Source organism: Streptomyces siamensis, from assembly GCF_039543605.1.
Taxonomy (GTDB): Bacteria; Actinomycetota; Actinomycetes; order Streptomycetales; family Streptomycetaceae; genus Streptomyces; species Streptomyces siamensis.
Genome location: NZ_BAABKB010000021.1, coordinates 192,530 through 214,390 on the forward strand (window position 1 = coordinate 192,530; position 21,861 = coordinate 214,390).

General features: G+C 71.1%; 20 protein-coding genes. 8 read left to right on the forward strand and 12 right to left on the reverse strand.

Features of this window, described 5'->3' with window-relative positions:
• Nucleotides 1–9 precede the first annotated feature (9 nt).
• The 10 genes from ABEB03_RS25350 to ABEB03_RS25395 all read right to left on the reverse strand — a co-directional run bounded on the left by ABEB03_RS25350 (nt 10) and on the right by ABEB03_RS25395 (nt 10,432).
• Nucleotides 10–696, reverse strand: a complete 687-nt coding sequence (locus ABEB03_RS25350; RefSeq protein WP_345653815.1) for a hypothetical protein — start codon at nt 694–696, stop codon at nt 10–12.
• A gap of 203 nt (nt 697–899) precedes the next feature.
• Nucleotides 900–2,336: an aldehyde dehydrogenase family protein gene (locus ABEB03_RS25355; protein WP_345653818.1), complete on the reverse strand. Its 1,437-nt coding sequence runs from the start codon at nt 2,334–2,336 to the stop codon at nt 900–902.
• A gap of 31 nt (nt 2,337–2,367) precedes the next feature.
• On the reverse strand, nt 2,368–3,141 hold the full coding sequence (locus ABEB03_RS25360; protein WP_345653822.1) for an SDR family oxidoreductase: 774 nt from the start codon (nt 3,139–3,141) through the stop codon (nt 2,368–2,370).
• Nucleotides 3,141–4,034 (reverse strand): dihydrodipicolinate synthase family protein, encoded by an 894-nt coding sequence (locus tag ABEB03_RS25365; protein WP_345653825.1) that lies wholly within the window; start codon nt 4,032–4,034, stop codon nt 3,141–3,143. The genes ABEB03_RS25360 and ABEB03_RS25365 overlap by 1 nt, the downstream gene beginning before the upstream one ends.
• Before the next feature lie 13 nt (nt 4,035–4,047).
• The gene (locus ABEB03_RS25370) at nt 4,048–4,833 is read right to left on the reverse strand and encodes an enoyl-CoA hydratase-related protein (protein ID WP_345653828.1); all 786 of its coding nucleotides are present in this window, start codon (nt 4,831–4,833) and stop codon (nt 4,048–4,050) included.
• Nucleotides 4,830–6,020 carry a CaiB/BaiF CoA transferase family protein gene (locus ABEB03_RS25375; protein ID WP_345653830.1) on the reverse strand — a complete coding sequence of 397 codons (1,191 nt, stop codon included), beginning with the start codon at nt 6,018–6,020 and terminating at the stop codon, nt 4,830–4,832. The genes ABEB03_RS25370 and ABEB03_RS25375 overlap by 4 nt, the downstream gene beginning before the upstream one ends.
• Complete coding sequence (locus ABEB03_RS25380) at nt 6,017–7,372, reverse strand: FAD-dependent oxidoreductase (protein ID WP_345653833.1); 1,356 nt, start codon at nt 7,370–7,372, stop codon at nt 6,017–6,019. The genes ABEB03_RS25375 and ABEB03_RS25380 overlap by 4 nt, the downstream gene beginning before the upstream one ends.
• 11 nt (nt 7,373–7,383) lie before the next feature.
• Nucleotides 7,384–8,685 (reverse strand): MFS transporter, encoded by a 1,302-nt coding sequence (locus ABEB03_RS25385; RefSeq protein WP_345653836.1) that lies wholly within the window; start codon nt 8,683–8,685, stop codon nt 7,384–7,386.
• A gap of 103 nt (nt 8,686–8,788) precedes the next feature.
• Nucleotides 8,789–9,397, reverse strand: coding sequence for a helix-turn-helix domain-containing protein (locus ABEB03_RS25390; RefSeq protein ID WP_345653839.1), 609 nt, complete (start codon nt 9,395–9,397; stop codon nt 8,789–8,791).
• Between the two features lie 300 nt (nt 9,398–9,697).
• Entirely contained in the window at nt 9,698–10,432 is a 735-nt protein-coding gene (locus tag ABEB03_RS25395; RefSeq protein ID WP_345653842.1) for a hypothetical protein, read from the reverse strand.
• Nucleotides 10,433–10,662: 230 nt separating this feature from the next.
• Between ABEB03_RS25395 and ABEB03_RS25400 the strand changes: the two genes are divergently transcribed.
• From ABEB03_RS25400 to ABEB03_RS25415, 4 genes are all read left to right on the forward strand, one after another.
• Nucleotides 10,663–11,046: a WhiB family transcriptional regulator gene (locus ABEB03_RS25400; protein WP_425589294.1), complete on the forward strand. Its 384-nt coding sequence runs from the start codon at nt 10,663–10,665 to the stop codon at nt 11,044–11,046.
• An 83-nt stretch (nt 11,047–11,129) separates the two neighbouring features.
• The gene (locus ABEB03_RS25405) at nt 11,130–11,480 is read left to right on the forward strand and encodes a hypothetical protein (protein ID WP_345653848.1); all 351 of its coding nucleotides are present in this window, start codon (nt 11,130–11,132) and stop codon (nt 11,478–11,480) included.
• 298 nt (nt 11,481–11,778) lie between these two features.
• Nucleotides 11,779–13,494: a PASTA domain-containing protein gene (locus ABEB03_RS25410; RefSeq protein ID WP_345653851.1), complete on the forward strand. Its 1,716-nt coding sequence runs from the start codon at nt 11,779–11,781 to the stop codon at nt 13,492–13,494.
• 140 nt (nt 13,495–13,634) lie between these two features.
• The gene (locus tag ABEB03_RS25415; protein ID WP_345653854.1) at nt 13,635–14,120 is read left to right on the forward strand and encodes a MarR family winged helix-turn-helix transcriptional regulator; all 486 of its coding nucleotides are present in this window, start codon (nt 13,635–13,637) and stop codon (nt 14,118–14,120) included.
• A gap of 217 nt (nt 14,121–14,337) precedes the next feature.
• On the opposite strand, the gene ABEB03_RS25420 is transcribed toward ABEB03_RS25415, so the two are convergent.
• Nucleotides 14,338–14,988, reverse strand: coding sequence for an FMN-dependent NADH-azoreductase (locus ABEB03_RS25420; protein ID WP_345653857.1), 651 nt, complete (start codon nt 14,986–14,988; stop codon nt 14,338–14,340).
• 148 nt (nt 14,989–15,136) lie between these two features.
• Here ABEB03_RS25420 and ABEB03_RS25425 point away from each other — a divergent pair, with 148 nt between their 5' ends.
• Nucleotides 15,137–15,802 (forward strand): nitroreductase, encoded by a 666-nt coding sequence (locus ABEB03_RS25425; RefSeq protein ID WP_345654753.1) that lies wholly within the window; start codon nt 15,137–15,139, stop codon nt 15,800–15,802.
• A gap of 12 nt (nt 15,803–15,814) precedes the next feature.
• Here ABEB03_RS25425 and ABEB03_RS25430 read toward each other — a convergent pair whose 3' ends face one another.
• Nucleotides 15,815–17,029 carry an ABC transporter permease gene (locus ABEB03_RS25430; protein WP_345653860.1) on the reverse strand — a complete coding sequence of 405 codons (1,215 nt, stop codon included), beginning with the start codon at nt 17,027–17,029 and terminating at the stop codon, nt 15,815–15,817.
• 360 nt (nt 17,030–17,389) lie between these two features.
• Here ABEB03_RS25430 and ABEB03_RS25435 point away from each other — a divergent pair, with 360 nt between their 5' ends.
• The 3 genes from ABEB03_RS25435 (at nt 17,390) to ABEB03_RS25445 (ending at nt 21,742) form a co-directional block, all read left to right on the forward strand.
• The gene (locus ABEB03_RS25435) at nt 17,390–18,001 is read left to right on the forward strand and encodes an FMN-dependent NADH-azoreductase (RefSeq protein WP_345653863.1); all 612 of its coding nucleotides are present in this window, start codon (nt 17,390–17,392) and stop codon (nt 17,999–18,001) included.
• Nucleotides 18,002–18,267: 266 nt separating this feature from the next.
• Entirely contained in the window at nt 18,268–21,087 is a 2,820-nt protein-coding gene (locus tag ABEB03_RS25440; protein WP_345653866.1) for a helix-turn-helix transcriptional regulator, read from the forward strand.
• A gap of 79 nt (nt 21,088–21,166) precedes the next feature.
• Nucleotides 21,167–21,742 (forward strand): TetR/AcrR family transcriptional regulator, encoded by a 576-nt coding sequence (locus ABEB03_RS25445; protein ID WP_345653869.1) that lies wholly within the window; start codon nt 21,167–21,169, stop codon nt 21,740–21,742.
• Nucleotides 21,743–21,861 lie beyond the last annotated feature (119 nt).

Here is a 21,861-nt window from a genome sequence, read left to right on the forward strand (position 1 = left end):
GAGCGAGGCCTACGGGGCCGACGGTCCCGTAGGCACGGGCAGGCCGAGAGCGCGACCGAGCGCGGAGATCACGGGGGAGGCGTGGTCGGGAAGGTGCAGCGCGACCCAACCGGCGGCGAGCCGGATGAAGTCGTCCAGGTCGCGCTCCGCGTCGGCGAGCAGACGGCGCAGGTCGCCGAGGGGCACCTCGATCACCGGGCTGCTCTCGTCCTGGGCGTCGACGGTCAACCGGACGGTGTCGCCGTCACGTTCGGCGAGCGGCGAGGGGTCGTGACCGAAGGAGGCCCAGCCGTCGCCGTCGAGCACCTCGCGCCAGTCGCGCCGCTCGTCCAGCCCGTTGCAGCAGCCCGGCAACAGCGTGACACCCGTCGCGGTGTCCGTGATCCGCAGACCGCCGGACGCGAAGAGGTCGTCCATGGTGAGCAGGCCGTGCAGGAAGCCCTCGAGGGGATCGACGGGCCGAGGCGGGCGGCCGCCGTCCTCCGGTTCGACGGTGTTGCAGTCGGCGATGCTCATCACCGCGGTGCCCACCTCGGCGGGAGCGAGCCCGCCGCTGAGCGGGAGGAAGGCATACGGCCGGGTCCCGTCGACAGGCCACAGGGCGAATCCGTCGGGGGCGTGCACCTCCAGGACGGGCTGCAGAACGATCACCCGCAGAGTGTGCGGCACGTCCACCCGCTCCGCAACGCGGTTCATGCGCCGTACGTCTGCTCGCCCGCAATTACTGCGCGGCACGCCTGCTCGCCCCGCAGCGCGGCCACCTTGCGGCATCCCGGCCACCGGCCGTGACGCTGCCGACGGGGCCGAGGCGGCTGCGAATCGGTCGTCCGGTGGGCACCGCGACGAGTCGGTGGCGGCCGGTGCGTGCCGGCCGCCACCTGTGCCTGTGCGGTCCCGAGCTAGTCTTCCCAGCCGAGATACACCGACTTGGACCAGGTGTAGAAGTCCACCGCGACCGCGCCCTGCTCGCGGAAGGTGTTGCTGGAGGAGTCGCCGACACCGCCGAAGGGGACGTTGAGGTCCAGCCCGGTGGTCGGGCGGTTGACCTTGACGACGCCCACGCGGACGGCCGCCGCGAAGCGCTGGGCCGCGGACAGGCTACGGGTGCAGATGCCCGCGGCGAGGCCGTAGCGGGAGTCGTTGACCAGGTCGATCGCGTCGTCCAGACCCTCCGCGGGCAACACCGCGACGACCGGGCCGAAGATCTCCTCGCGGGCCGCCGCGCTGTCCCGGCTCAGGCCGGTGAGCACCGTCGGGGCGAGCATCAGCCCGTCGGGGGTCTCGCCGCCCGCGGCGACGGTCGCGCCCTCGTCCCTGGCCCGCTCGATCGCGGCGGTGATCGTGCCGAGCTGCTGCTCGCTCACCACCGGCCCCATCGCGGTGCCGTCGGCCAGGCCGTCGCCCGGACGGCAGCGGGCCGCCTCCTTTGTGAGCGCGGCCACGAAGTCGTCGTACACGCCCGGTGTGCAGATCACCCGGGAAGAGGCGGTGCAGGCCTGGCCGGTGAGGCCGAAGCCGCCGGCCGCGGCGATCCGCGCGGCCTGCTCCACATCGGCGTCGTCCAGTACCACCAGGGCGTTCTTGCCGCCCATCTCGACCTGCACCCGGCCACGGCGCTCCTGCACCGTGCGCTCGATGCGCATGCCGACCGCGGTGGATCCGGTGAAGGAGACCGCCGCCACCCGGGGGTCGCGCACCAGCGCCTCGCCGGCCACCGCGCCGGTGCCGTGCACCACGTTGAGCACCCCGGCGGGCAGCCCGGCCCGGACCAGGGCCTCGGTGAGATGGCGGGTGGACAGCGGGGTGAGCTCCGCGGGCTTGAGCACCACCGCGTTGCCGCCGATCAGCGCGGGCGCCAGCTTCCAGGCGGGGATGGCGATCGGGAAGTTCCACGGGGTGATCAGGCCCACCACCCCGACCGGTTCCCGGCGGGTCTGGACCGTCGTGTCGGGGAACGAGCTGGGCAGCACCTGCCCGCCGAGCCGCCAGCCCTCGGAGCCGAAGAACCGTAGTACGTCGATGGCCCGCCGGACCTCGCCGCGCGCCTCGGCCAGTGTCTTGCCCTCCTCCCTGACCAGGTCGCGAGCGGCCTCCTCGTGACGGCCACGCAGGATCTCGGCCGCGTCCATGAGGATCGTGCCGCGGGCCGGGGCGGGCAGCGCCGCCCATCCCGGCTGGGCCGCGGCGGCCGCCGTCACGGCGGCGTCGACGGCCTCGGCCCCGGAGGCCGGGGCCACGGCGACCAACTCCGCGGGATGCGCCGGGTTGTAGCGCTCCAGGCCGTCGCCGGCGACCTCCTCGCCGCCGATCAGATTGGGGACGTGCACAGTACTCATGGGTGCGGATTCCTTGAGGAAGTCGGGGAGTTCACAGGCTCCGGACCAGGCCGCCGTCGCAGCGCAGCGCGGTTCCGGTGACGTACGAGGCGGGGGCGCCGCACAGGAAGGCGGCGGCCGCACCGAACTCGGCGGGGGTGCCGTAGCGTCCGGCGGGGATCGCCGCCCGCGAGGCGGCCTCGACCTCGGCGACGGGGCGCTGTTCGCGCGCGGCCCGCCCGGCGTCGAGTGCCGCCACCCGGTCGGTGGCGATACGGCCCGGCAGCAGGAGGTTGACGGTGACTCCGTCGGCCGCCACCTCGGCGGCGAGGGTCTTCAAGTAGGCGGCGAGGGCGGCCCGTCCGGCGTTCGACAGGACGAGCCCCGGCAGCGGCTCGGCGATCCCGCTGGAGCCGACGGCCAGGATGCGGCCCCAGCCGCGCCGACGCATCGCGGGCAACGTCAGCCCCACCAGCCGCTGTTGGGCCAGCAGCAGCGAGTCCACGGCCGTCGCCAGGTCTCCGGTGTCCAGACCGGACGCGGTACCGGGCCGCGGGCCGGGGCCGTTGAGGACCAGGATGTCGGGATCGCCGTACGCCGCCCGCGTGGCCTCGACCAGCACGCGCGGCCCGTCCGGGTCGGTGAGGTCGACCTGGACGCCGACCGCGTCGGGCAGCTCGGCGGCGATCTCCTTCGCGAGGTCGCCGCGCCGGCCGGCCACCACGACCGAGGCGCCCTCGGCGGCCAGGGCTTCGGCGACCGCCCGTCCCAGGCCGCCGGTGGAGGCCGCGACCACGGCGACACGGCCATGGATACCGAGGTCCATCAGCGCACCTCCTTCGGCAGCGCGGCAAGGTGGCGTTCCAGCTGCGGGACCAGGGCCTCGGGCAGTTGCGGGGCCGGTGGCCGCACTCCCGACTCCATGATCAGGCCGCGCCGCCGGATCGCCTCCTTCCGCAGTGCCAGGCCGATCCCGGCCTGCGCCTCGAAGTTGACCAGCGGCAGATACGGGAGATAGGCCTCGCGGGCCGCCTCGTAGCCGCCGTCGCGCCAGGCCTCGACGCAGGCGATCAGGCCCTCGGGGCAGGAGAACCCGGTCATCGCCCCGGCGGCGCCCGCCGCCAGTTCGTCGAGCAGGCCGAGCCCGCCGAGGCCGCCGAAGACCGGGACGTCCAGTTCGGCGGTGAGCCGGCCGACGGCCGCCGGGGTGGGCGGCGCCTCGGCCTTCACCGCGACCGTGGCCGGGACCGCGTGGACGGCGCGGACCAGGTCGGCGGTGCGGATGGTGACCCGGCTGGTCTCCGGGTAGTCCTGGACCACGATCCCGGCGCCGGTGACCTCGTGCACGGCGTTGAGGTGGGTGGCGACCACCTGAGGATCGGGCGAGTTGACCTGCACCATCAGTCCGGCGAGGCGGTCCCCGACCACCTCGCGCACCAGGCGTGCCTCCTCCAGCACCGGTGCGGTGGCGAGGCCGGTGACCCCGACGACCAGCGGCAGGCCGACGGTGTCGACCACCGTCTCCAACACCGTCCGCCGCTCCTCGGTGGAGAGCCGGGCGGCCTCCCCGAAGACCCCGAGGACGGTCAGACCGGTGGTTCCGATCCGTTCGTAGTGCTCGACCAGCCGGGCCAGACCGGTCTCGTCCACCTCCAGGGCGGATCCGAGGAAGGGCGTGGCGACGACGCCCCACACTCCGGGTGCGAGCTTTTCGGGCATCAGTGGGCTCCCTTCATCGTCCGGGCCAGACCGGCGGCCGCTTCTGCTGGAAGGCGAGTACGCCCTCCTCGGCGTCCGCACTGTCGAGTGCCGCCATCAGCGCCGGGGTACGGAGCTTGTGCGCGTCCTGCGGTGACAGCCCCGCGCCGCGCTGGACCATCTGCTTGATGGCGCGCAGTGAGGTGGGGGCGCAGGCCAGGACGTCGGCGACCCAGCGGTCGACGGCCTCGTCCAACTGCTCGGCCGGGACCACCTCGTTGACCAGGCCCATTCCCTGCAGTTCGGCGGCCGAGGCGCGGCGGCCGGTGAGCAGCAGGCCCATGGCCTGGGTGTGCGGCAGCCGGCGGACCAGCTGGAAGACCCCGCCGTCCAGCGGGATCCGGCCGACCCGGGGCTCGGTGAGACCGAACCGTGCGTGGTCGGCGGCGACGACGATGTCGCAGCCGAGGACCATCTCCATGCCGCCGCCGAGGGCGTAGCCGTTGACCCGGGCGATGACCGGCACGTCCAGGGTGGTGCGCAGGCTGAGTCCGCCGAATCCGTTGGGGTCGAGACCGGCCCAGTACTCCAGACCGGTCTTGTCGACCGCGTCGGCGGACATGTCGGCGCCCACGCAGAACGACCGCTCTCCGGCGCCGGTGACGACCACCGCCCGGACCTCGGGGTCGCCCTCGATCTCCGCCCAGATCTCGTTGAGCCGGACATTGGTCTTCACGTCCACCGCGTTGAGCACGGCGGGCCGGTCGATGGTGACCCGGGCGATGTGCCCGTCCCTCACGTAGCGGACCTCGTCGGTCATCGCAGGATCCCCTTCTCGCGGAGGAGTTCGATCTGCTCGGGGCTGTAGCCGAGTTCGCCGAGCACCTCGGCCCCGTGCTCGCCGAGCCGCGGCGGCACCCGGCGGACCTCGGCGGGGGCGGCGGACAGGTGGAGCGGTGCGTTGAGAGCCCGGATCCGGCCGGCGACCGGGTGGTCCATCTCGACGATCATCTTGTTGACCGCGGTCTGCTCGTCGTCGAGGGTCTGCTCCAGGCTGCGCACCGGGGCGCAGAGGATGTCCTCCTCCTCCAGCCGCTTGACCCAGTACTCGGTGGTGTTGCCGGCCACCGCCTCGGCGAAGATCCGCTGGAGTTCGGGGCGGTGCGCGAACTGCAGGTCGAGGGTGGCGAACTCGGGGCGCTCGCCCAGGTCCTCGTCGAGTTCGAGGGCGCGGCTGATGTGGTGCAGCGGGTTCGCCTTGAAGCCGCCGACCATGATCAGTGCGCCGTCGGTGGTGCGGAACACCCCGGTGAGCGGCATCGCGGCCCAGTTGATCTCGGATCCGCGGTTGAGCTGCTGGCAGGCCTCCTGCATCTGCATGTGGAGCATCGAGTCGTACATCGACACCTCCACCTTCTGTCCCTCACCGGTGCGGTCGCGGTGCAGCAGGGCCAGCAGGATGCCCTGGAGCAGGTGCATGCCGGTGGTGTAGTCGCAGAGTGTGGTCGGGTAGAGGGTGACCGGGTCGTCGTCGGAGACCCGGCGCCACATCACCCCGCTGTACGCCTGGGCGATGGCGTCCTGCCCGCCCTTGTGGGCGTACGGGCCCTCGGTGCCGAAGCCGGTTCCGGAAGCCCAGATGATCCTGGGGTTGACGGCGCGCAGCGCCTCGTGGCCGAGGCCGAGACGTTCCATCACGCCGGCCCGGAAGTTGCTCACCACGACGTCGGCGGTGCGGACCAGCTCCTGGACGGCCTGGCGGCCCTCCTCGGTGCGGGTGTCGATGGCGATGCTGCGCTTGTTGCGGTTGATCGACAGGAAGATGGGGTTGTCCAGGCCGGCCGGGTCCGGGATCGAGGTCCGGGATATGTCGCCCGTGCCCGGCCGCTCCACCTTGATCACGTCGGCCCCGTAGTCGCCCAGCAGTTGGGTGCAGGACGGGCCCATGAAGACCTGTGTGAAGTCGATGACGGTGATGCCGGTCAGCGGCTGTGCGGCGGCGGTCATGCCACGGCCTCCTCGATCTGGTCGATGGTCGCGTTCTCCGCGGGGACATCACCGGGGTCGGCGCCCTGTTCGCGCATCCGGCGCTGGATGACGGCCGGGTCGACGTCCCGGACCATGACTCCCTGCTCCACCGCGGTGGCGGCGGCGATGCCGGCGGCCTGGCCCATGGCCATGCACGGCGGGATCTCCCGGGAGATCCGCTGTGCCTCGGGCGTCGCGGAGTAGTGCCGGCCGGCCACCAGCAACTGGTCGACGTCGCGCGGCAGCAGGGCCCGGTACGGGGTGTAGTAGTCGCGGCCGCGGGAGACGCTGTCGGCGAAGTGACGGCGGGAGGTGACGTCCTCCTTGGTGACCACGTACTCGCCCTGGAGCAGCCGGGTCTGTCGCACGCCCATCTGTTCGGCGACGTCGAGCAGATAGGCGTTCTCGAAGCCGGGCAGGTCGGTCTTGATGTGGTCCAGGACGGCGCCGATCCGGGTCCGCGCCTCGAACTCGGCCTCGGTGAGGGAGACCGGGTCGGTGCCGTCGAAGCCGGTCATGTGCGGGCAGTTGCACCAGACCACGCCGGGGACGGGCGTCTTGAGCCACCACAGTTCCCAGGCGCCGCCCAGCATCCGCTTGATCTTGCGGTTGATGGCGCGGGCCTCGCGCGGGTTCTCCTGCTCGAAGCGCTCGGCGGTCGCGGTGTCCACCCCGCCGAGCCGGAAGACCAGCGTGACCAGGTAGTTGTCCTGGGCGTAGGAGGCGCCGGCCCGGGAGGCCACGTCGATGTCCCCGGTGGTGTCGATCACCACGTCACCCATCACCGCCTGCGGCCCGGACTTGGTCTCGCAGACCACGCCCTTCACGGCGCCGTCCTGGACCACGGGCCGGGAGAACCAGCTGTGGAGCCGCAGGTTGACCCCGCTCTCGCGGACCAGGTCGTTGGAGACCCGCTTCCAGCCGTCGGGGTCGAAGGCGACGGCGTAGCAGACCGGCTTGGGGTTGGTGTGGGAGTGGAAGTCGAAGGCGCCCCACCGGCCCCACTTGGCCCACATCTCGGGGGAGGAGCGGCGGTCCTCGACCGGCGGGTAGACGGCGAGACCGAGCTTGGCCATGCGCTCGACGTACTCGTCGACGACGCCGGTGACGGTGATCTCGTTCCCGTTGATCATGTCGTCGAGGACCAGGACCATGCCGCCGGAGGCCAGGCCGCCGAGGGCGGAGTAGCGCTCCAGCAGGGTCACGTCGGCCCCGGCGCGGGCGGCGGCCACGGCCGCGCTGACACCGGCCGGTCCGCCGCCGACCACGACGACGTCGGATCGCCGGACCACGGGTGCCTCGACGGCGTCGAGAGAGACGGTCTGGGGCATCTGAGTTCCTTTCAGCTCCCGACGCGGACGGCGCCGCGACGGAGGACGAGCACGTAGAGCAGGACGCTGAGCAGGCACAGGACCGCGCCGTAGACGGGGAACGCCCAGGCGGCGCCGATGTCCTGGAGCCACAGCAGGAGATAGGGGGCGGTGCCGCCGAAGCCGGCCACACCGATCGCGTAGCCGAGGCCGACGCCGGTGACCCGGCAGCTGGTCGGCATCAAGGTGGCGGCGACGGTGTTGTACAGGCCCATGGTGAAGGCCAGTACCGGGGCGCCGACCAGCATCACCACGGTGAACACGGCCATGCCGGGGCGCTGGTAGGCGAGCACGATGAAGATCAGCGGCACCACGGCGAGCCGGGAGACGATGAAGGTGCGGGAGATCCGGTTGCGGTCGGCGAGCCGGCCGACCAGGGGGTAGAGCGCGGCCACGCAGATCCCGGCGACGGTGGAGACCAGGAAGACGGTGTCCGGATCCTCCAGGTAGGCGGAGCGTGCCAGGTTGGGCAGTCCGGTGGCCCAGGTGTAGTTGAGCGCCTGGGCGCCGGCCACCACGAAGACGATCGCCAGCAGCGCCAGCCGGTGCTGCCAGACCTCGGCCCAGACCTGGCCCACCCGCGCCGGTTCGGCCGGCTTGTCCTCCTGGTCGTGCAGGGTCTCCGGCAGAGCGCGCCGCAGCCAGAGGAAGACCAGACCGCCGACGGCGCCGACCGCGAACGGGATGCGCCAGCCCCAGGAGGCCATGGCGTCGGGAGCGATCAGCGAGGTGGTGAGGAAGCAGACCAGTGACGCGCCGACGATGCCGGCCTGCACGTAGATGCTGATGACGGTGCCGAACCGGGCGGTCTTGCCCTCGGGTGCCAGCTCCACGATGTAGGCGGAGTTGAGCGGGGCTTCGATGCCGGTGGAGAGTCCCTGCAGGATGCGGCTGGCCAGCAGGATGACGCCGGCCCAGACGCCGATGCTCGCATGGCTGGGCAGGAGGGCGATGACCAGGCTGGACAGCACCATCGACCCGATGGAGAAGAGCATGACGGAGCGTCGGCCGATCCGGTCGGCGAGGGTTCCGAAGATGATCGCGCCGAGCGGCCGGGCGGCGAAGCCGACGGCGAAGACGGCGAGCGCGGACATGGTCTCGGAGACGGAGCTGCCGGAGGGGAAGTAGAGCGGTCCTATGTAGGAGGCCAGCAGCCCATACACCATCCAGTCGTACCACTCGATGGCGTTGCCGCCGCCGAGGGCCAGCAGGGCGCGGCGGTGGGAGAGGGAGTTTCCGGCGGCGACAGAGGATCTGTCGATGAGTGATGCCATGGTGGGGCACCTCATGGAGGAGGCGCACGGAACGAGGCCGTGCGGTACCGGCGCCCGAGCCGACGGCCGGGGCGTTGGGGACGGAACGGCGCGAGGCCTGTGCCTACCAGCTGGGCGGAGTGATGACCCAGATCGAGGTGGCGGGCTCGTCGCCGGGGTTGACGTACCAGTGCGGCGTACTGGAGGAGTACGTGATGGAGTCGCCCGCTTCGAGCCGGTGACGGACGCCGTCGAGATAGACGTCCTTCACGCCGGAGAGGACGATGCCGAACTCCTCGCCGTTGTGCCGGAAGGGGTTGGCGCTGGTGTCGTGGCCCGGCTGGGTGACCACCCAGAGGACCTCGAGCGCGCCGTTGAGCGATGGGGTGAGCAGTTCGTAGCGGTCGCCGTCAGCGGGGTCCGAGCCGTGGAAGTCCAGGCTGCGGCGCTCGTGGGCACGGACGACGGGGCTGACCTGGTCCGCGAGATGGAACAGCCGCCCGATCGGGACGTCCAGACCGTGGGCGATCTGCACCAGGCTGGTGAAGGAGGGGTTGCCCTTCCCTCGTTCGACCTGGCTGATCAGTCCGGTGCTGATGCCGGACCGGCGGCTGAGTTCGTCCAGGGTCAGATCGGCCTGCTTGCGCAGGGCCTTGATCTGGAGGCCGACCGTGGCGACCAGTACATCGAGATCCGGCCGGCCGTCCGGCATCGGTGCGTCGGTGTCGTGCACGGTCTCCACCTGTCCCTGGGGGCTGTGTCCTGCGTCATATTGAAGACCTTCAGGATGATGAAAACAAGCCCCTGATGTTCATCTCCGTGACGCCCCGCGCGATTCCGGCCCGGTGCGGGGATGAATCCGCAGGTCAGGAGGGTGCGGCCCAAAGATGCGGAAGCCGCCCCGGCGTGGGCCGGGGCGGTAGGGAGGGTCGGGCACGTGGCGGAGCCGATGCCGTTGAAAGCGTGGCGAGTTGGGGAATCCCGTCAGGAACCGGCCAAGGTCCGGGTGAAGCAGGGAATGGTCGGGCAGGCGCTAGCGGTCGTCGGCCTTCCGCTGTACCTCGGCCACCTTCACGTCGTCGGTCTCCGGTGCCCCGAACGGTTCGACGTCCACCCCGCCGTCGGTCAGGGTGACCTCCAACGCCAACTGATTGCCCATGAAGCGCAGGTCCAGCCTTGCCCGGGGCGCGCCCGCGCGGTCCGGCATCCGGTGGATCCGCGACGCCGGGTAGTCCAGGCCCATCAGCTTCTCGCGCATCGCCTGGTAGCCGGTCGTCCTCGCGTTCTCGAACGCCTCACGGACGCGCTGCGCGTGCTCGCCGCCCATGCACTTGTCGATGCCGGTCAGGGGCACCTCCTTGACCGGCCCGCGCCTGGTGGAGTCCGGGCTCGTCGTCGCGGGAGCGGGATCATCCAGGGGAACGGGTATGTCGCCCTCCTCGTTCGGAGTCCCGGGCGGGGTCTCGCCCGGCCCGTATCGCGGTGTGGACTCCTCCTCCGCACCCGGCAGATCCTCCGGCTCGGGTACGCCGCCGTCGGCGCCGCGGGAGGAGTCGGGGGCGCAGGTGTCCATGACGCGGCCCAGCAGCGCGAGGAACCGGATCTCCGGATCGCTGCTGTCCGACAGGGCATCCCGCCGCGCCGTCGCCGAGACGGCGCTGCCCGCGGGGGTCTGGTCGGCGGAAGCGTTCAGCCTGCCGCAGCCGGACAGGACCAGGCAGCCGAGGGCGGTCAACAGCACGGGCTTCTGGAGAGACTTGGATCGCATGCACGCAACATGCAGGATGCCGTTCATCGCGCACATGAGTACGGGTACTCACCTGTCGCTGAGGTCGTACTCCCGTGCCTCGGCACGGTCGCGTCGATGACGGCGAAGACGTCTCCGCCATGGCGGAGCGCCGCATAGCGCCGCTGCACATCGGCGGCAAGTCCCGCTCACCCAAAGGTGTGGTGACGTACGCCAGGAGTTCGGATCGCGCTCGAACGGCGTAGTGTCATATGCCTGCCGCCCGGGGTCGGGGGACGACTCGCGGGGGCGAACAGGGGAGAGGACGGCATCGGACGATGGCGGGCAGGGGCACTGACTGGGGTGAACGGGGACTGTGCAGGACGGCCGACCCCGACGATCTGTTCGTCGAGGGCGCCGCACAACACCGCGCCAAGGCGCTGTGCAACGGCTGCACCGTACGCACCGAATGCCTTGCCTACGCGCTGGACCAGCGCATCGAGCACGGTGTGTGGGGAGGCATGACCGAGCGGGAGCGCCGCGCACTGCTGCGCCGCCGCCCCATGGTCTCCTCCTGGCGGCGTCTTCTGGAGACGGCGCGGTGGGAACACGAGCACACCCAGGGCGCCGTGCCCGCTCGGCCCAGGGCGAGTTGACGTCCCGGCACACGGGTTGGGTCGCCGGGCTCGGCCGACGAGCGTGGTCGCGTCCGGAGTGACAGGATCAGCGGGTGTCTGTGATGAGCAAGCTGCAAATCAAGCCCGGTCAGAGCGTCGTCGTGCTGGGCAAGCCCGGTGATGTGGAGCTGGACGTCGAAGGGGAGGGCGCGGAGGTCGCGGCCTCGGCCGATGCGGTGCTCGCCTTCGTGACCATGGCCGGCGAGCTCGACGGGGCGGATGCCGGGGCGGCGCTGGCCGCCGCGCGGCGTGACGCGCTGGCCTGGGTGGCCTACCCGAAGGGCGGGCGACTGGGCACGGACCTCAATCGTGACTCCCTGGCCGCCCTGCTCGCCGAGCGGGGCGTGCGACCTGTGCGGCAGGTGTCCATCGACGACACATGGTCGGCACTCCGTTTCCGGCCCGCCGGCTGACCCCTGCCGACAGGGTGCGACATCGCCGCCGTAGGCAGCCCTGCCGCACTCCGGGGCGGCCCGGCAGCCGACGACAGCCGGCCGGGGCACGTCGTCCGATCCTCGCTCGGTCGCCAACCAGCGCTGCGCGAGCGGGAATTGGCGTACGAAGTCGGTGCGGTCGCGGCGCACGGGTCCCGGCGCCTTGGCCAGGGCAACCGACGGACGAAGCTCCCCGCATCATCGTCGCTGGTCACGGCCTTGCAGCGGTTCCCGGTCCGGAGTCCGGGCGAGGAATCGTGGCCGTTATCCTCCGCGTATGTCCCCAACTGCCGCGCAGCGCCTCCTGCGCAACGATCCGCGCACCGCCGACGTCGCGGCCCGCGAGACCGTCGCGCTTCCCCTCCGCAAGGCGGAGGCTCTGCTGCATACCCTGCGAGCCGGTGAGACGGTGCTGGCGCTCTACCACCAAGGGCTGGGGTACGCCGCGCTCACCGAGGAGGCACTCGTCCTGCTCGGCGGGGACGCGCCGACGCGGGTTCCCAGGCCGCTGACGATCCTGCGCACGGCGTACGGGGCGCAGCGACGTGTGGACCTGTCCGTGACGGGGCGACGCATCACGGTGTGGGGCTCGCAGCTCGACGCGTCCGGCGAACTCGTCCTGCGCGCCGGGAAACCGGTGTCCGACTCTCTCGCCGCTGATCCCCGCACCGCCTCGGCAGACGCCGACGAGAACATCTCGCTGCCGGACGACCACAAGAAGGTGCTGCTGGCGGAACTCGAACCGGGCGAGGTCGTGCGGTCGCTCTACCACTGCGGCTGGGGCTATGCGGCGCTCACCGAGCGCGGACTCATCCTTCTTCGCCCTCTCCTGACGCCCAAGGCGTCCCGGGCGCCGAAACCCCTGCGCATCCTGCGCCGCGCCCACGGCCTTCTCGACCGCGTCGACATCGTCGTCGACGGCACGGTGCGCAAACTGCACGGATCGAAGATCGACCCCAAGGGAGAACTCCTCGAAGCCGTGGGGGAACTCCTGCCCGCCGGTGCTCCCGTGCGTCCCAACAGCAGAGCACGCCCCGCCACTTGGCTGCGCAGGCACCCCGTTCTCCTGGCCGCGGTCGTGGTCGGCACGCTCGTCGCAGGACTGAACTCGGTCTCGAACGGACGCGACGCCCCGGCCCGGGTCGGGGCGGACACCTCACTGGCCGTCCCCGACTTCAGCGGAGCCTCTGTCACCGCTGCCGTCGCGGACGCACAGGCGCACGCATGGCTGAAGGTGTCGGTGTCCGATGCCTCCTCCGCCTTCCGGCCGGTGAGCAACACCGCGTCCGGCTGGCAGGTCTGCTTCCAGACTCCGTCGCGAGAGGAAACCGTCCGCCCGTCCGTGCGCACGCTCACGCTCTACGCGGTGCCGAAGCAGGAGGTGTGCCCGACACACCTCCTGGGCCCGCGCCGAGTCGCCATGCCGGACCTCGTCGGCAAGAGCCTCGACGAAGCCGATGGCGCCCTGGAGGCCCTCGACCTCGATCACCTGGCGATGCGGCACGCATACACCGGCAAGCGCCTGGACAACGGCTCCCACGACCTCGACGAGTGGCACGTGTGCCGCCAGCAACCGGAGCCCGGCACCGAGATCATGGTCTCGACCCAGGTCGGCCTGTGGCTGATCGGTCCAGGAGCCCCCTGCACCCGGCCGAGTCCCAAGCCGACACCGAAGCCCGAACCGAAACCCAAGCCGAAGCCGAAGCCCCGCCCCGAGCCGTCCCACGACTCCACCGCGGGCGGCGGCACGAGCGGCGGCTCGTCCGGCAGCGGCGGCTCGACCGGTGGTGGCTCGACCGGTGGTGGCTCGACCGGTGGTGGCTCCTCCAGCACGTCAGGCGGAACGTCGGGCGGTTCCGGCAGCCAGTCCGGCATCCGGTTCGGGCAGTACTGCTCTCCCGTGGGCGCCACCGCGACCACGGCCGACGGACGCCCCGCGAAGTGCTACATGGGCAAGGACGGCCGGGCGCGCTGGGGCTACGACGCCGGCTGACATGAAGTCCCCGCACTCCGGGGCCGGGCTCCGTCGTGTGGTCGCTCGTGGGACCGGGGCGCGCGGCGAGCAGCGGACACGGGCGCATTTGGTGTCGAACGAGAATGTATCGAGTGAATAGACGGCTGTAATGTGGCCGCATGACCGCCGAAGTGCCTCACAAGACCGTTTCATCGCGTGCGACCGACCGTCCCGGGGACACCTCGCCTTTCGCTCTCGGCCTGCTGCTGCGGCAGGCGCACTGGCGCGCGGCCACGGTGATGACGGAGGCGCTTCGGCCGCTCGGCATCGAGTTGCGGCACTTTGCCGTGCTGATCGTGCTGGTCGACCGAGGGCCCACGGTGCAGCGGGACCTGGTGGCGGCGACAGGCTCGGACAAGGCGGGAATCATGCGGATCGTCGACGACCTGGAGCGTAAGGGGCTCGCCGTACGCAAGGCCGTCCCGGGGGACCGGCGGGCGCGGGCGGTGGAGATCACGCCTCAGGGTGTCGAGCTCTTCGACGCGGCTCATGTGGCGGCGGCGCCGCTGGCCGACCGTCTGATCGCCGACCTGAAGCCCGGCGAGGCCGAGCAGCTGACGGACCTGCTGACCCGCTTCGCCTATCCCGCGGGTGGTCAAGCCTGATCGCGGCCGAGCACCCTTGCCTGTCGCCCGGGGCACCTCGTCTCATGAATATCTCCTGGCGAACACGGCGTTGAGGAGCGCGGCCGCCGCGTCCAGGCGCCTGCACCGGCTGCGGACGGGGAGCGGAGTGTCTGTTTTCGCTCTCGTGGAGGGCCCGGGCGACGACGCCGTGTGATGTCGTGGAGCGAGGCATCACGCGGCGTCTGTGGTCCGGGCGTCAGGCGGCGATGCGCTCGGCGAGTTCCTTGGCCTTGGCGCTCGCGTCCTCGAAGGCGCGCTTGCGGGAGGCCTCGTACAGGGGGATCAGTTCGGACATGGCCGGATTGCGCGGGGCCATGGTGAGTTCAGGGACGATGAAGTCGAGTTCCAGGCCGAGGCTGCCCTTGAGGACTGCCTCCAGGTAGTTCTGTACGAACTCGTAACCCTCGCGAGGGGTGCCCGGCGCGTAGGAGCCGCCGCGGCTTGCGACGACGACGACCGGGGTGCCCTGGGCGGAGGGGCGCTCGCCCGAGGTGCGGCCCGGCAGGATCACGTTGTCCAGCCATGCCTTGAGCGTCGACGGGATCGCGTAGTTGTACATGGGGGCGCCGATCAGGACGGCGTCCGCCTGCTCCAGCTCCTCGATGAGCTCCAGGCGTGCGGCGAACGCCGCGGACTGCTCCGCGCTGCGCTCCACCGGGGCGGCCGAGCCGGCGGACCAGGCGGCGGCGGTGATGTGCGGTACGGGGTTGGCGGCGACATCGCGGTAGATCACCGTGCCCTCCGGGTGCTGCTCCTCCCAGGTCCAGCGGAAGGCGGCCGCCACCGAGCGGGACGAGGAGGCCTCGCCGGGAAATACGGACGAGTCGATGTGCAACAGCGTGGTCATGACCTTCTCCAAATGAATGTTCGCCCGAGGCGGTGTCCGGGGGCGGAGACGCGTGCTCGTCAAAGATAGTATTGAATGATACCGTTACGAACAATACAGTCGAGGAAGAGGTGGAGAGATGGTCACGGTGACCGAGGAGCGCGGGTTAATGGACGTCTACGAGGCAGTCATGAGCCGACGGGCCGTGCGCGGATTCGCGGACCAGCCCGTCCCGAAGGAGATGCTGGAGCGCGTGCTGTCCGCCGCGGCCTGGGCGCCGTCCGGATCGAACCTCCAGCCCTGGCACACGTACGTCCTCACGGGCGCGCCGCTGGCCGAACTCAAGAAGCGCTCCGGCGAACGGCTGGCCGCAGGGGACCCCTGGGACGAGCCGGAGTACGAGCAGTACCCGCCCGCGTTGAAATCTCCGTACCGTGAGCGCCGCTCCGCCTTCGGTGAGCAGCGCTACGGCGCGCTGGGCATCGCGCGCGAGGACCTGGAGGCGCGCCAGCGGGCCGCCGCGGCGAACTGGGAGTGCTTCGGCGCGCCCGCCGCTCTGTTCTGCTACATCGACCGTGACCTGGGGCGGCCCCAGTGGTCCGACGTCGGCATGTATCTGCAGACCGTCATGCTGCTGCTCCGCGCCGAGGGGCTGCACAGCTGCCCGCAGATGGCGTGGGCGAAGTTCCACAGGACCGTCGCGGAGGTCCTGTCGCCGCCGGACGAGCTCATGCTCTTCTGCGGCATGTCGATCGGGTTCGAGGACCGCACGGTGGATCACACCCGTACCGGCCGGGCACCGCTCGACGAGACGGTGACCTTCATCGGCTCCTGACGCCGCCCGCCCTCAGTCGACCGAGGTGCTGCGGGTGGACCGCTCGGCCAGGAAGACCGCTGTCCGCGCCCCGTCCGGTGCTGCCGGGAGGGTCGGTGGCTGAGGTGTTGCCCGGGGTGTTCCGATGGCGTGGGCAGGGCTTCCCCGGTGGGCGACGTGGAGGATCGCGGGGGAGGCGGCGAGCCTGTCCAGGCCGAGAATGGCCCCCATGCAGAGCAGGATCCAGGCCGCAAGGATGATCAGCCCGCTCTCGACCCCGTCGTTGTGGAAGTACGCCAGGCCGTTGAGTGCTCGCACGCCGACGCCGGGCGGCATCACCGAGGCCAGTGGTTCCAGCCAGCCGGGCAGGAAGGACGGAGGCAGGACTCCGCCGCTGGTCGCGTTGCCCATCACGAGCATGAAGATCGATCCGAGGGGGACGCCGAGCGGTCCGAAGAGGCGGATCAGCAGGACGGTTCCCGCCGCCACGGCGCCCGACATCAGGGTGACGATGCCCGCGATGCCCAGGACGGGTCCGGGGATGGCGCCGAAGGCCGCCCCGGCTACGAGGGCCGTGGCCAGCCCGCCGATCACGGCGAAGAGGGTGAGGCTGCCCATGCGCTGGGTGAACGGAAGACGCGGCGCCACCTGGTAGGTCATCTGGCCGAAGAGAAAGCCCGCGAGAACCAGGCCGAAGGAGGCGTAGAACACCGAGAGTCCCCGGCTGTCTCCCGGTGCCAGCGGGACGATGTCCTCCACGTGGGCCTTGGGGCCGTCCGCACCGGGCTGGGGGCGGCCGAGAGGCGCCACCAGCGCCTGGACCGCGACTCCGTTCGCACCCGCGTACAGAAGATGTGACGCGGACCCCGTCTGTACGTAGGCCGCATAGACCTTGCGGTGCTCGACGGCCGACCTGGCCGCGGTCTCGCCGGGATAGCGCTCCACCTGGAAGGCATCGGGTGCCGTCCGCTGCAGTCTCACGTCGAACAGGGCGGCGTTCTTGTCCGACGCCACCACGGCGATGGGCAGTCGGTGGGCCGTGGGCGTGTGGAAGGCGGCGAGGAAGACACTGACGAACGCCAGACCCACGGTGAGCACCGTGATGACGGGTCTGAGAACGGCCGCCGAGCCGGTGAGGCCGGGCTTGTTCGGTGCGGCATCGGTCGGGATCGCCGCACGGTGCCGGTGGCGCGCGCCGGGCTCGTGTCCGTCCATGGCTGCGGTGTCGCTGATGATCTCGTGGTGCACGGACTTCCTTCGCAAAACGTCGACGGCCCGGGCGGCGGACGGCCGGCCAGGGCAGTTCGTCACAGCATCGAAGATCGGTGCCGGTCCCGGCATCACTCGTTCATGCGATTTCGCCCGGACATGTGGCGACCTCTCCGGACGCGATCCGCATCACCCGGAATAGATGGTTGAGAGTTCAACTTATTCATGTACATTGAGATGCGGAGGGCGCGGTCGAGCGCCACTCCCTGACTCCTGGGCCTTGCGGCCGCTGTCGTGGCGTGCGCCCGGAGGCAATCCCCTGCTTTCTGTGCGCGCACAGGCGGCGCATTTCCACATCCTCATTGTGGAATGATCAATCCTGAATGTTGGGAAGAGACCATGCCTCACCTGCTCCACATCGACTCCAGCTCGCGCTGTGCCGACTCCCTCACGCGGCGGATCGGCGCTCAGTACGTCGCGGCCTGGCGACGTACGAACCCCGAGGGCACCGTGGCCTATCGGGACGTCACCGAGGAAGTGCCGGACCTCGTCTCCGAGGACTGGGTCACCGGCGTCTTCGGCCCGGCCGATCACCACACCCCGCGGACCAGGGCCGCCGTCGACGCGTCCGCGACGCTCATCGCCGAGGTCGAGGCCGCGGACGTGCTGGTGCTCGGCGTACCGATGTACAACTTCAGCGTTCCCGCCGCCTTCAAGGCCTGGATCGACCAGATCTGCATGGCCGGCCGCACCTTCGCCTATGACGAGAACGGGCCGCGCGGCCTGCTCGCCGGCAAGAAGGCGGTGGTCGTCCGTGCGTCGGGCAGCGACTTCACCGATCCCGCGTTCGCCGCCCTGGACCACCACGCCCCCTATCTGCGTGGTGTCCTCGGCTTCATCGGCATCACCGACGTGGAATTCCTCTCGGTCAACGGACCGGCCCGCGAGCAGATCGAAGCGGGGCTGATCGAGGCCGATCGTGCCATCGCGGCATCGCTCAAGGTCCTCTGAGGCCGCCGGACACGGGAGGCCCGCCGTCGTGGCGGCCGAGAGAACGCTGCTTCCGCAGAGCGCCCTCATCGACCGCCGCGCGGGGTCCGGGTGACGCAGACGGGCCGGACACACCGTGTGACCCGCATGTGCATCGCATGATCATGTGATGCGCATGCGGGCCGGAACCGCGGATGGCGGCGGTGGGTGGACAGCACGTGTGTGCGTTGCCCGTGCGCCGGTCACGTTGCAGTGTTGAGCGAAGGAGTCGTGGAACGGAGAAGCCGTTGTCCGACCAGCCGCTGCGGGGGAGGGACACCGAGCTGGCCCGCGTACGGGATGTGCTGGGCGGCGTCGCCCACGGACGTACCCGCGTGCTGTACGTGGAGGGCGCCTCCGGGCTGGGCAAGACCCGGCTGCTCGCCGAAGCGGCGTCGCTGGCCACGGCCGCCGGTTTCGACGTGACGGAGACCCGGGCCGACGAACAGAGCAGCTATCGGGTCATGGCGCCGTTGCTCGGCCTGCTGCACCGTCTCGGCGCCGACCGAGACGTGCCGGACGGAACAGCCGGCGACGCGACCGACCCGATGCTCCGCCACCATGTGCTGGAGTCGCTGGTACAAGAGCTCGAACGACGGGCCGGGCGCACCCCGGTGGCGGTGCTCGTGGACGACGTCCACTGGGCCGATTCGGCGACCCTGGCCGCGTTGCGCACACTGCCACGGCGGCTGGCAGGTTCCCCGGTGGCCTTCTTCCTCGCCGCCCGGCCCACGTCGCGGCTCGCCGTCGCGCAGCCGAAGGACGATCCCGACACGGTGGTCATGACCCTGGGCGGCCTCCCGGACAGCGCGGCAGCCGAACTGGTCGGCGACATGCTCCACGCGCCCGTGGACGACAGCTTCGCCGGTCTGCTCACCACAGCCGGGGGAAACCCCTTCCTCCTCGTCGAACTCCTTCGCGCAGCCGTCGCGGAGGGCCTGTGCTCCGTGTCGGACGGCAGGGCTTCGATGGCCGCATCGGCTGCCGACGCCGTGCCGAGCCTGCCCGAGGTCGTCGCGCAGCGTCTCGAACGCATGACGCCGGACATGACCGACCTGTTGTACGCGGCCGCCGTGCTCGGCGCCGACTTCGAGCTGTTCGACGTGGCCCGGCTGCTCGGGCGAGGCGTGGGACAGCTCCTGCGACCCGCGCAGGACCTGTTGCGCAGCGGCATGCTCATCGAGGCCGGCCCCAGGTTCGCGTTCCGCCACGATCTCGTGCGCGGGGCCGTCCACGACGGGATGCCCCTGCCTCTGCGCAGAGCCATGCACCGGGAAGCCGCCGACACCCTGCTGGCCCTCGGCCGACCACCGGAAGACGTGGTGCGGCACGTACTGGCAGGAGCCGCGCCGGGGGACGTCGCGGCCGCTCGCATCCTGCGCGACGCCGCTCAGGGCATGGTCGGCGCCGCACCGGACACGGCTGTCGAACTTGCCCTGGGGGCAGTGGGGTTGACGCCGAGATCGGATCCCCGACGGGCCCGGACACTCATCGAGGCCGTGCAGACGCTCCGCGCTGCCCGGCGTACGCGCGAAGCCCTGGCCCTCGCGGACGAGGCCCTCGCGCTGAGGGTGACACCGAAGGACGAGGCGTCCCTGCGGCTGACCGTCGCGGAGATCCACTTGGCGGCGGGACGGTACCCGGCAGCTCTGGATCAACTGGGGCAGGCGCTGACACTGCCCGATGTGCCGGCCGACCTGCGGCTGATCCTGCTCAAGACCAAGGGCACCGCGCATGCCTTCCTGGGGGAGATCGACACCGCGGAAGCCATCGGATGCGACCTGGTGGACGCCGCCTACGAGGATCCCGATCCGGCCGTCGTGGCCGGCGCCATGCTCTTCCAGTCCCACACCGCACTGCTGCGTGGCCGGATCGCCCGAGCGGTCGATCTCGCGGAAGCGGCTGTCGAGCGCGCGGGGCACGCGGCCTCCGGCGTTCAACTGCGGCCGTTGCGCCTGCCGGGGCTGTGGCTCGCCACCGTGCTGACCTCGACCGAGCGGCTGACGGACGCGGAGACGCTGCTGCGCGAAGGGCAGGTGCAGGCGGAGGCTTCCGGTGCTGTGTGGTCCCTGTCCGCATGGCACACCCGACGCGCCTGCCTGCTCCTGGAGCGCGGCGAACTCGGAGACGCGGAAGCCGAGGCGGAGGCCGCCCTCACGGTCACGGAGGAACTGGAACTCGACACCGCCGATCCCACCGCCCACGCAGTGCTCGCCATGGTGGCGCTCCGGCAGGGCGACCTGACCCTCGCCGCGGGACGCCTCGCCGCCACGGACGGGATCACCCCGGGCGCGGCGCCGCGGCCCGACCCCTGGACGGTGTGCGCTCGCAGCCTGCTCCTCGCAGCACAGGGGAACCCGACGGCCGCCGTGCGCGAAGGCGCGCGCTTCTACGAACAGGACGCCGTGGCAGACCTGTTGACGCTCCCTCCCGGGCTGTGGCCGCAACTCGCCTCCGTGGCACTGCGGGCGAACGACCGGTCCCGGGCCGAGGCCCTTCTGACGACCCTGGAGCACTTGTCTCCGCGGGATGTGTTCGATCGTGCCGTGGCCGCCTCGGTCACACATGTCCGCGGACTGTTGCAGGACGACCTCGACGTGTTGGAGCAGGCGGCGAAGGGACATGAGCTGACCCAGCGGCCACTCGCCGCGGCCGATGCCGAGGAGGCGATGGCCGGCCGCGCCCTCGAAGAAGGCCGCCCGGGAGACGCGACCACACTTCTCCAGCGGGCCCTGGCCCGGGCGGTCGCCTGCAAGGCCACGGGAGACGTGCAGCGTCTGCAGGCGCGACTGGAGAAGGTGGGCCTCCGCTCCGAGTCCCACCGACGCCGTACCGCGGTGGCCTCATCGGGCTGGGAGAGCCTGACCGCCTCCGAACTGCGTGTCGTCCGGCTGGTGACCGACGGACTGACCAACCGGGCCGTCGCCGACCGGCTCCATCTGTCTCCGCACACCGTGAACTCACACCTGCGTCATGCCTTCGCCAAACTCGGTGTGAACACCAGGGTGGAACTGACCCGCATCGCCTCGGCGCACACATTTTCCCAGGAACCGCTCCGGCAGGAGTGACCTCCGCCGAAGTCGTGGCGCCTCTCGACACAGTGGCTTGTTCTTGCTCATGCGATCCAGAACTCCTACGGTGCCGGTTATGGCAAGGAGCAGGGAGTTCGATGTCGACCAGGCGGTCGAGCGAGCCATGGAACTGTTCTGGGGCCGCGGCTATGCCGCGACCTCCCTGCAGGACCTCACCGCCGAACTGGGCATCGGCAGCGGCAGCCTCTACGCGGCGTTCGGCTCCAAGGAGCAGCTGTACGCCCGCGCTCTCGAACGCTACTGCTCGGCCTACGCCGGTGCGCTGATCGCGGAGCTGGAGTCGGCCCGGGACGTGCGTTCCGCGCTGCGGGCGGCGCTCATCGCCATGGTCGAGGCCGACGTCCACGACCCGAGTCGGGGCTGCTTCCTGGTCAATGCCGTCACCGAGAGGCCCGCCGATCCGGCCACGGCGGAGAGGGCCACGGCGACGCTGCATCTGGTCGAGGGCACCATCGCCGGCGCATTGGAGCGGGCACAGGCGCGCGGGGACCTGCCGGCGGACAAGGACACCGCGGGACTGGCCCGGTTCCTGACCACCTTCGTCCAGGGCCTGCGGGTCATGGGGAAGGCGCGCGCCGACCGGGCCTTTCTCGAGAGCGCGGTCTCCCATGCGCTGAGCGTCCTGGACTGACGCGCCGAGCGTCCCGTATTGGTCCGCTACCGATGCGCTGAGCGTCCTGGACCGAGCAGGCGGACGTAGTTCCGGCTTCGACGCGGTGCCGGGGCGCTTCGGGGGCCGACTGTCGGTGT

Coding starts and splice junctions, on each gene's coding strand:
- ABEB03_RS25350 (WP_345653815.1), bottom strand. CDS start 696: ATGAACCGCGTTGCGGAGCGGGTGGACGTGCCGCACACTCTGCGGGTG.
- ABEB03_RS25355 (WP_345653818.1), bottom strand. CDS start 2,336: ATGAGTACTGTGCACGTCCCCAATCTGATCGGCGGCGAGGAGGTCGCC.
- ABEB03_RS25360 (WP_345653822.1), bottom strand. CDS start 3,141: ATGGACCTCGGTATCCATGGCCGTGTCGCCGTGGTCGCGGCCTCCACC.
- ABEB03_RS25365 (WP_345653825.1), bottom strand. CDS start 4,034: ATGCCCGAAAAGCTCGCACCCGGAGTGTGGGGCGTCGTCGCCACGCCC.
- ABEB03_RS25370 (WP_345653828.1), bottom strand. CDS start 4,833: ATGACCGACGAGGTCCGCTACGTGAGGGACGGGCACATCGCCCGGGTC.
- ABEB03_RS25375 (WP_345653830.1), bottom strand. CDS start 6,020: ATGACCGCCGCCGCACAGCCGCTGACCGGCATCACCGTCATCGACTTC.
- ABEB03_RS25380 (WP_345653833.1), bottom strand. CDS start 7,372: ATGCCCCAGACCGTCTCTCTCGACGCCGTCGAGGCACCCGTGGTCCGG.
- ABEB03_RS25385 (WP_345653836.1), bottom strand. CDS start 8,685: ATGGCATCACTCATCGACAGATCCTCTGTCGCCGCCGGAAACTCCCTC.
- ABEB03_RS25395 (WP_345653842.1), bottom strand. CDS start 10,432: ATGCGATCCAAGTCTCTCCAGAAGCCCGTGCTGTTGACCGCCCTCGGC.
- ABEB03_RS25400 (WP_425589294.1), top strand. CDS start 10,663: ATGCCTGCCGCCCGGGGTCGGGGGACGACTCGCGGGGGCGAACAGGGG.
- ABEB03_RS25405 (WP_345653848.1), top strand. CDS start 11,130: ATGAGCAAGCTGCAAATCAAGCCCGGTCAGAGCGTCGTCGTGCTGGGC.
- ABEB03_RS25410 (WP_345653851.1), top strand. CDS start 11,779: ATGTCCCCAACTGCCGCGCAGCGCCTCCTGCGCAACGATCCGCGCACC.
- ABEB03_RS25415 (WP_345653854.1), top strand. CDS start 13,635: ATGACCGCCGAAGTGCCTCACAAGACCGTTTCATCGCGTGCGACCGAC.
- ABEB03_RS25420 (WP_345653857.1), bottom strand. CDS start 14,988: ATGACCACGCTGTTGCACATCGACTCGTCCGTATTTCCCGGCGAGGCC.
- ABEB03_RS25425 (WP_345654753.1), top strand. CDS start 15,137: ATGGACGTCTACGAGGCAGTCATGAGCCGACGGGCCGTGCGCGGATTC.
- ABEB03_RS25435 (WP_345653863.1), top strand. CDS start 17,390: ATGCCTCACCTGCTCCACATCGACTCCAGCTCGCGCTGTGCCGACTCC.
- ABEB03_RS25445 (WP_345653869.1), top strand. CDS start 21,167: ATGGCAAGGAGCAGGGAGTTCGATGTCGACCAGGCGGTCGAGCGAGCC.